Source organism: Pseudogulbenkiania subflava DSM 22618, from assembly GCF_900177275.1.
GTDB classification, from domain to species: Bacteria; Pseudomonadota; Gammaproteobacteria; order Burkholderiales; family Chromobacteriaceae; genus Pseudogulbenkiania; species Pseudogulbenkiania subflava.
This window is the reverse complement of sequence record NZ_FXAG01000033.1, coordinates 21,718-30,597: the sequence shown is the minus strand read 5'-3', so window position 1 is coordinate 30,597 and position 8,880 is coordinate 21,718. Positions and strand designations below refer to the sequence as shown.

Genomic DNA, 8,880 nt, shown 5'->3' with positions numbered 1-8,880 from the left:
AGCACCTCGGCGAGCGCGGCTCTGACCTTGTCGGCGGTGCCGACCGGCACCGTGGACTTGTCGACGACGACCTTGTAGCCGTCCATGTAGCGGCCGATGTTGCGCGCCGCGGCCAGCACGTATTGCAGGTCGGCCGAACCGTCCTCGTCCGGCGGGGTGCCGACGGCGATGAACTGGATGTCACCGAAAGCGACCGATTCGGCCACATCGGTGGTGAAATGCAGACGGCCGGCGGCGACGTTACGGTGCACCATGTCGTCCAGACCCGGTTCGTAGATCGGGATGCCGCCGGCCTGCAGCAGCGCGATCTTGGCCGGGTCAACGTCGAGGCAGCACACCTCGTTGCCGACTTCGGCAAGGCAGGTGCCGGTGACCAGGCCGACGTAGCCAGAGCCGATTACAGTAATCTGCATGTGTGTTTCTCTAGATAGGTAAAGCTCAATATTATATGTCAACCGCTTTTTCTTAGGCGGATTCCCAGTGAGGCCCAAAGCGGATAAGTCGCCATTAGTAGTGCAGCCAAGCTGCCAGCGGCTGCGAGTAGAATATGCAAAGCCTTATTGGTGTATGCAGACCCAATGAGAGCTATGCCGAGAAAAAATAAAGAAGCTATGGATGGGCGCAGAAACTGAGTTAAGGTCTGCCGCAGTGTTGCACCACACATTGGCCGGATTAGGAAATACCATCCTGGAACGAATAGCAATAATTGACTGGCGAGTAAAGCATAAGCCATGCCGATAGCGCCAAAGTGGCTACCTATCCATATGGTGGGTGGAACAATCCCCAGGAGGGCGATATTCCAGCGGAAAGATAAATCTGCTCGGCCCTTGGCAAGTAGAAGGCTGCCAATTGGATTGGCAGTGGAGCGGACTGCAGCCCAAATAGCAAGTATCTGCATTATTGGGACTGCCTCGAGCCACTGCTTACCGAATACCAATACTACGATCGGCTCAGCAAAAAAAGCCATGGCTGCATAAATTGGAAAATTTACCGAAGCGGTCAGATTGAGCGTGTTCAGATAAATCAGACGAAGTTGTTGCGGATCATGCTGTACCTTGGCCATTACCGGGAACCCCACTTTGGTGATGATGGGATTGACCAATAATTGAATACGTATTGCCAATGACTTGGGCAGGTTATATAAGCCCAAGGTCGTGGAGGACAGTATGCGGCCACCTAGCAGCACGTCGATTTGGCCATTGATGGTATTGGCCAGATCGTTGCCAACCATATAGGCGCCAAACTTCAGAAAGGGCCTTATTTCAGTCCAGTCCAACCTCAGTTCGGGACGCCAGCCATTGGCCAGGGTAGTCCAACTCATGGCCAGTATTGCGGTGGCACTAGCCAAATTACCAAAAACGATTGAGTACACGCCGCATCCTAGCCAGGCAGAAGTGGTGGCCGTCAGGAAGCCGGCGGTCGCCCCCACCATCTCGACTTTGGCCAGCCTATCGAAATGTAGTGCTTTCTGAGCTAACACCCGTAATTGCAGGCCAAACGAGGACAGCAGCAGCGAGAGAGCTGTCATGGACAATAGAAGATGCAGTTGTGGTTGGCGGTAATAATAAGCTACCCCATAGCCCAGGGCGAATAGGATGAGTGCCAACACCGTGCTGCTGGTGACGTTGAGCCAGTACAGGCTAGAGAGTTGCTGCTGGCTGATGTTCTGCTTATGGATAAGAGCATTGCTGACGCCTGCATCGGCAAACATTTGAGCAAAGGCCATCACGGACATCACGATTGCCATCAAGCCGAAGTCAGATGGCGATAATAGACGGGCAAGGATAGGAATCTGGACCAGTGATAAACAGGCACAGAGCATTGCAGATAGGCCCGTCCAGCGTATTCCAGCAAGTTTTGGTGTTTCTGGCTGAGGCGCAGAGAGGGATTGCCTAACAGGTGATTGCATTAACCAATTCCATCGTTTTTCTCAACTGGCTCTTCCTGTTCCAGTGACTATAAATTATATTTCTATTTTTTTCTTTCTCTGATTCGGTGAGAGAAGAAAGATATTGTATGTAGTTGTTGTCTTCGTTTATGGTTTCAATGTGGGCGCCGCGCTGGTTTAGCCATAAGCACAATGGGCTGTTGGGGTTTAGATATATCTTCGCTCCCGCCATCATAAGGATGCAAATATTTCCTAAAGCTTGCTGCCTGAGGTGGTTCATGAATACGTAGCCACAACTAGAGAGTAATTTTATATATTCCTGGCTCTCCATAAATTCCATTAGTGGTGTGAAATTTTTGCCAAAGTATTTTCGGCCTGCGTCTGCTATGACTTGTGCGTAGCGGGGGTTGCCATAGCTAAGTGGGCAGAAAATTGTCTTGTTGGAAATGTCAAATCTATTTTTAATAAATGAAAATATTTCAAGATGATTGTTTTCTGGAGCTGCGCTATTTCCAATAAGGATGTTGTCTCCTATGCAATTTAATGAGCCATCACAGATAAAGTCATCTTCGACTGTGCCATAATTCCATGGTATGTAACGAGCTTTTAGCCATGGATTTTGGTGCCTTGCCATCTCATATTCTGTTTCAAGGACTGGTATAAAATAATCTATTCTGTCAAGTGATTTCTGCTCGCTGCCCTCTGGCGTGTTCAGCCATGCCGATGCTTTTCTTTTGATTGCTTGAGCAATATCCAGTGGTGTTTTATTGCGAAGCCGTTCAAGTAAACATTTTTCTGCAGCTATTTTACCGGAAAGATCTCTTGTTCTTGGCAAGGTCAATCCTTGTGGGTAAAAACCTTGGAGCAAGCGGTCGTAGTAATCATAACCCCATCCTAGCCAAACAATTTTCTTTTCCTTGGGTATGTGCCTTATTAATGGGGCGTATTGGCCAAGTGAGTGAAAAACTACGGAAGAAATTTCGGTTGATTTGCAGATGTTTATAATTTCAGATTGCGTGCAAAATTGTGGTTGGAAATTTTTTATGTATTTTAATTGAGTTTTTTTTCCTTGGATTGCATATAGGCTTTGCCTTGGAGCGCAACGTTCGAATTCTCGGTAGGCCATGTCAAGGAATTTGTCATCATGCATTAGATGTAGAATTTTTTTCATGCTATTGCACTTTTGATGTTTTTCTGCTGTTTGAGGGGGCGGCTTGGCATTTTGGTGTGGCCTTGCTGATAAATTAACGGTGTAGATTTTTGGCGATGTATGTTTCCTGTATCCACTGCTTGCCTATGGTGGCCCGGGTGGAGTGAAAATTAGAGCTTGCTTGATAAATGTACTTCTCTTGAAATTTAGTGACTATTGGGCTTGGGGATGTAAATTTCAGCTTCGCCTGAGATGACTGTGGCTCCTTTTACAGAACACTGTGTTTCAAAATAAAGGCGCCGTTTTTGGGTGTCTATGGCTTTGATTGTTATTTTTGCTGTTACAGTATCTCCGATATAGACTGGTTTTAAAAAGGTCAGGCTCTGATTGACGTATACACAGCCTGGGCCTGGCAGTTTTGTGCCAAAGAGAGCAGAGAAGAAACTTGCTGACAAGAGTCCGTGGGCTATGCGGCGATTGAAGCGCGAATTCTCTGCAAATTCATCGCTCATATGTACAGGGTTGTTGTCGCCAGAAATTCCGGCAAATGATTTTATGTCTGCATCTGTTATTGTTTGTGAGTAACTTGCAGACATCCCGATTTCGAAGTCTTTCATTTTGTTTTAGATAGCTGTTTTGCAGGGTTTCCAAAAACGGTTGTGTTGGGTGGTATAGATTTCGTGACTATTGCGCCCATCCCGACAATGGCGCCTTCCCCAATGGTGAGTGGGGTGCCTTTTTTCCCTGGTCTAATTATGGCTCCTGTTCCGATGTAGGCATGGTCTCCAATGGTTACGTTGCCATTGCATTTGACGCCTGGAGCAAATGTGACAAAATCTCCAATAATACAGTCGTGTGCGACATAACTATATATATTGGCATGGAATGATTTCCCAATCTGTACATTTGATGTGATCGTGACAAATGGGCTTAAGATGCTCCCGGATCCTATTTTAACATCATCCATTATGATGTTGTTTAGGGCAGATATGGTCCATGCTTTGAGATTGTCACGTTCGCACTTCTCGGTAAGAGATTCTCTTGCATTGCTATCAGCGATAGCGACAGCGATGAAGCGCTCAGTGGCCGGTGAGGCTAAAAATTCGCTATAAGTCAGAATGTAGTGGCCATTTACTTCATTTTCTTCTTTTTGGTCAACGATGAAGTATATTGGCGATTCATGCTCATTGCGTGAGGCAAGCTGCGCTCGTGCTATAGGCATTACCTCTCTGGCATAGCCGCCTGCGCCATAAATTCCGTAAATTTTCAATTTCCAGTCCTTATGATTTAATTATTGAGGTAATGGTTAAAATGGCTTCGGTACTTAGGTCTGCAAATATGGGTAAGCAAAGAATCTTGGTGGCAATAACTCGGGCGTTGAATAAGTTGGTGGGGGATGCTGACGGCTGGCCTCTGTACATTGGCATGTCACTAATCAGAGGATAAAAATATCTGCGCGATAGAATTCCATTTTCCTTCAGCTTCTGATAGAGCTCATCACGTGTCAGGGGGTAGTCCTCTTCAACTAGGATGGGGAAATAGGAGTAGTTGCGAGTAGCGTTGGGTGGCTGTGTGGGAATGTAGATGCCCCGAATCCCTTTTAATTCATCGCGATATAGTGTGTCGATCAATTGGCGCTGTGATATCGCTTTGTCAATATGTTTTAGCTGAAGTAGGCCAAAAGCAGCGTTGATTTCGCTCATCTTGCCGTTAATTCCGGGGGCAGTAACGGTGATTTCGTCTGCAAAACCAAAGTTTTTTAGGTAGTCGATCCTTTGTTTGGTTTTAGCATCTGGGCAGATGACGGCCCCTCCTTCAAAGGTATTGAACACTTTGGTGGCGTGGAAGCTAAGCACTGATAGATCGCCATGTTGAAGTAAGCTTTGGCCCTTGTAGTTGACACCAAAGGCATGTGCTGCATCATAGATTACGCGCAACCCATAGTTGTCGGCTATTTTCTGGATGGCCTCTACGCCGCATGGATTTCCATAGCAATGGACGGGCATGATTGCCGTAGTGTGCGGGGTAATAGCTGCTTCAATTTTGGATGGGTCAATATTGCATGTGTAAGGATCGATATCAACAAACACCGGCTTTAAGTCATTCCAGAGCAATGCATGGCTTGTCGCGACAAATGAGTAAGGTGTTGTGATGACCTCCCCAGTTATTCGGAGTGCCTGCAGAGCAGTAACAAGAGCAATTGTTCCATTGGTGAATAATGCAATATGCTCAATGCCAAGATATTCGCACAAGGCAGCTTCCAGCTGCTGATGAAAAGGCCCGTTATTGGTCAGCCATTTATTTTCCCATATTTGTTCCAGGTAGGGGATGAACTCCTCTAGTGGGGGCAGAAATGGCTGAGTTACCGGTATTTTTCTTTCGATCATTATGTCAATTCTCACATTGTGGCGAGGCTGGCTAGATAACGACCATACCCGGTTTTTCCAAATTTCTGGGCCAATTGCTGTAGTTCGGCATCACTAATCCAGCGCTGCCGCCATGCAATTTCTTCAGGGCAGCAAATTTTGTAGCTTTGGCGTGTCTCGATAGTTTTGATGAACGTACTTGCCTCCAGCATGGACTCATGCGTACCCGTATCCAACCATGCATAGCCTCGCCCCATCGTGATTACAGATAGATCATTCCGCTCCAAGTAGACTTTGTTAACATCAGTTATTTCTAGTTCTCCTCGGGCGGAGGGGCGAACAGTTTTGGCAATTTCTACAACATCTTGATCGTAAAAATATAGCCCTGTTACGGCATAGTGTGATTTGGGGAGCGCCGGTTTTTCTTCCAGACTCAGAACCCGACCTGAACGATCAAATTCGACAACACCATAACGCTCTGGATCATGAACATGGTAAGCAAATACGGTTGCTCCCCGTTCTTTGCTGCTCGCGGTCTGCAAAAGAGATGGGAAATCTTGCCCATGAAAAATGTTGTCGCCCAGTACCAATGCAGATGGATTCCCGGCAAGAAACGCCTCGCCGATAATGAATGCTTGCGCCAAGCCATCAGGGCTGGGCTGTACGGCATACTGCAGATTGATGCCCCATTGACTGCCATCGCCAAGCAAATGCACAAAGCGGGGGGTGTCCTGAGGGGTGGAGATAATGAGGATGTCGCGAATACCCGCAAGCATCAGAGTGCTCAGCGGATAATAGATCATTGGCTTGTCATATATTGGCAGCAGTTGCTTGCTAATCGACAATGTCGCCGGATAGAGACGGGTGCCAGAACCTCCAGCGAGGACGATGCCTTTACGGGTATCACTCATAATCAATTACAGTCCTATTTTTTTACAGTGCATACTGTTCTTTTAGCCAGTCGCGGTAGCTGCCGCTGGTTACGCCCTGTATCCAAGTGAGGTTGTCCAAATACCACTGTGCTGTCTTGCGGATGCCTGTCTCGAAGGTCTCAGCCGGCCTCCAGCCCAGTTCGCGTTCCAGCTTGCGGGCGTCGATGGCGTAGCGGCGGTCGTGGCCGGGGCGATCCTGCACGAAGGTGATCTGGGCTGAGTATGACTTGCCATCCGCGCGTGGTTGTAGCTCGTCAAGGATTGAGCAAATGGTGTGCACGACTTCCAGATTTGGCTTCTCGTTCCAGCCGCCGATGTTGTAAGTTTCGCCGGGGGTGCCGGCTTCCAGCACGCGGCGGATGGCGCTGCAATGGTCTTTGACATACAGCCAGTCGCGCACCTGTTGCCCATCGCCATAGATGGGCAGCGGCTTATCGCTGAGCGCGTTGAGAATCACCAGTGGGATCAGCTTTTCCGGAAAGTGGTATGGGCCATAGTTGTTGCTGCAGTTGGTCGTCAGTACCGGCAGGCCGTAGGTATGGTGCCAGGCGCGCACTAGGTGATCGCTGGCTGCCTTGCTTGCCGAGTAGGGGCTGTTTGGCTCATAGGGGTGGGTTTCGGCGAACGGTGAATCGCCGGGCAACAGCGTGCCGTACACTTCGTCGGTGGAAATGTGCAGGAAGCGGAACGATTGCTTGTCAGCCACCGTCAGATCATTCCAGTAGCCTCGGACTGCTTCGAGCAGGTTGAACGTGCCGACTACGTTGGTTTGAATGAACTCGCCCGGCCCACTGATAGAGCGGTCAACGTGCGACTCAGCGGCGAAGTTGATCACGGCGCGTGGACGGTGCTCGGTCAGCAGGTGCGCGAGGAGTTCGCGATCTCCGATATCGCCGCGTACGAAGACATGACGGGAGTCGTCTTTCAGTGAAGCAAGCGTATCGAGGTTGCCGGCATAGGTCAGCTTATCGAGGTTGAGTACCGGCTCCTCAGAGCCCGCCAGCCAGTCGAGTACGAAGTTGCCGCCGATAAAGCCGGCACCGCCTGTTACCAGAATCATAGATGCTGCATTCTTCGAATTTGGCTTGGTCTGACCATGCCAGTGTTTTCACAATAAGAAAAGCTGCGTTTACAAATGTTAACACAGTGATGAATCGCGAATTTTCGCACGTAATCATGGCGTCCTCTACTCGTTCAGCCTATGATTTTTACTCTTTTTGCATGATCTGACGGAGAGTGAAGTTTCTTGGCGCTGTATTTGATTGATAGAATCAGCAATCTGCCATCCATTGCTATGTAGGGGTGGATTGCCTCAGTTCTCAATAACCAGATCGAGTTTGGTATGCTTCTCATCCTTATAGGGGCCCTTTTTTGCTCCTTCGTTATTGGAGTCCTCCTGGTCCGCTTCCGTCATCTCCACGATCACCTCTCGGCTGATCATGACCTCGGCGGGGTGCAGAAATTCCATGCCGCACCTGTGCCGCGCATTGGCGGTGTGCCGGTTATGGCTGGGCTTGCGGCAGGGGCACTGATCCTCTCCATGTTGACGAGGGAGTATCTGAGCTTGGTGCTTCTCGTCGCCGGGCTGCCCGCCTTTGCTGCGGGGTTGGCCGAAGATCTGACCAAGCAGGTTGGCCCCTTGCCGCGTCTGTTAGCTACTTTTGTGGCCGCAGCCATGGGGTTCTGGTTGCTGAACGCGGGCTTGTCGCGGCTGGATGTGCCTGGCGTGGATCTGCTTTTGCACTATCACTGGGCTATTTCGCTGTTGTTCACCGTGTTCGCCGTTGGTGGCGTGGCGCACGCGATCAATATCATCGATGGCTACAACGGCCTGGCTGGGATGGTATCGGTTTTCATCTTCATGGCGCTGGCTTACGTGGCATTTAAGGTGCATGACCCGCAAATCATGGGGCTGTGCTTCGCGGCGACTGGCGCTGTGCTGGGTTTCCTGGTGTGGAACTTCCCCCGAGGGATGATCTTTGCCGGGGATGGCGGGGCCTATCTGATCGGCTTCCTGATCGCAGAACTGTCGGTGCTGCTGGTGGCAAGACATCCTCAAGTGTCGCCATGGTTCCCGTTGCTGCTGGTGATCTATCCGGTATTCGAAACGCTGTTTTCCATCTATCGGAAGAAATTCCTGCGTGGCATGTCGCCGGGCATGCCGGATGGCTTGCATCTGCACATGCTGGTCTACAAGCGTCTGGTGCGCTGGATGGTGGGCTCGAAAGAGGCGCGCCATATGACGCGCCGTAACAGCATGACGGCTCCCTATTTGTGGGCATTGTCATCCCTGTCAGTCGCACCAGCTATGCTGTTCTGGAACAACACCACGGTCCTGATGGGGTGTGTGGGGGTGTTTGTGCTGACGTACCTGTACCTGTATCGCATGATCATCCGCTTTAGATCGCCGCGCTGGATGGTGCTTTACCGTCCCGCACTCGGTAAGGAGAGGGCGGCAGCGCTATCGTATAAGCAAAACCGATAGAAATTTTTTTGACTGCTCCCTATCTTGAAAACCCCTTGTCCCGTCCCTATCATTAGCAC

The 8,880-nt window shown here is 49.7% G+C and carries 8 protein-coding genes and 1 pseudogene; 1 reads left to right on the top strand and 8 read right to left on the bottom strand.

Annotated features, from left to right (window positions below):
* From B9N72_RS19865 to rfbB, 8 genes and pseudogenes are all read right to left on the bottom strand, one after another.
* A pseudogene (locus tag B9N72_RS19865) lies at positions 1-413 on the bottom strand (UDP-glucose/GDP-mannose dehydrogenase family protein); the annotation flags it as partial.
* Positions 414-451: 38 nt separating this feature from the next.
* Positions 452-1,909 (bottom strand): MOP flippase family protein, encoded by a 1,458-nt coding sequence (locus B9N72_RS19860; protein WP_085277905.1) that lies wholly within the window; start codon positions 1,907-1,909, stop codon positions 452-454.
* Positions 1,893-3,059 carry a TDP-N-acetylfucosamine:lipid II N-acetylfucosaminyltransferase family protein gene (locus B9N72_RS19855; RefSeq protein ID WP_085277904.1) on the bottom strand — a complete coding sequence of 389 codons (1,167 nt, stop codon included), beginning with the start codon at positions 3,057-3,059 and terminating at the stop codon, positions 1,893-1,895. Before B9N72_RS19855 ends, B9N72_RS19860 begins: the two co-directional genes overlap by 17 nt.
* Before the next feature lie 185 nt (positions 3,060-3,244).
* Complete coding sequence (locus B9N72_RS19850; RefSeq protein WP_085277903.1) at positions 3,245-3,655, bottom strand: MaoC family dehydratase; 411 nt, start codon at positions 3,653-3,655, stop codon at positions 3,245-3,247.
* Entirely contained in the window at positions 3,652-4,308 is a 657-nt protein-coding gene (locus B9N72_RS19845) for an acetyltransferase (protein WP_200811087.1), read from the bottom strand. Before B9N72_RS19845 ends, B9N72_RS19850 begins: the two co-directional genes overlap by 4 nt.
* Before the next feature lie 10 nt (positions 4,309-4,318).
* Entirely contained in the window at positions 4,319-5,425 is a 1,107-nt protein-coding gene (gene vioA, locus B9N72_RS19840; RefSeq protein ID WP_085277901.1) for a dTDP-4-amino-4,6-dideoxy-D-glucose aminotransferase VioA, read from the bottom strand.
* Between the two features lie 11 nt (positions 5,426-5,436).
* The gene (gene rfbA, locus B9N72_RS19835) at positions 5,437-6,315 is read right to left on the bottom strand and encodes a glucose-1-phosphate thymidylyltransferase RfbA (protein ID WP_085277900.1); all 879 of its coding nucleotides are present in this window, start codon (positions 6,313-6,315) and stop codon (positions 5,437-5,439) included.
* 22 nt (positions 6,316-6,337) lie between these two features.
* Positions 6,338-7,396 (bottom strand): dTDP-glucose 4,6-dehydratase, encoded by a 1,059-nt coding sequence (rfbB, locus tag B9N72_RS19830; RefSeq protein ID WP_085277899.1) that lies wholly within the window; start codon positions 7,394-7,396, stop codon positions 6,338-6,340.
* 282 nt (positions 7,397-7,678) lie between these two features.
* Between rfbB and B9N72_RS19825 the strand changes: the two genes are divergently transcribed.
* Positions 7,679-8,821, top strand: a complete 1,143-nt coding sequence (locus B9N72_RS19825) for an MraY family glycosyltransferase (RefSeq protein ID WP_085277898.1) — start codon at positions 7,679-7,681, stop codon at positions 8,819-8,821.
* Positions 8,822-8,880 lie beyond the last annotated feature (59 nt).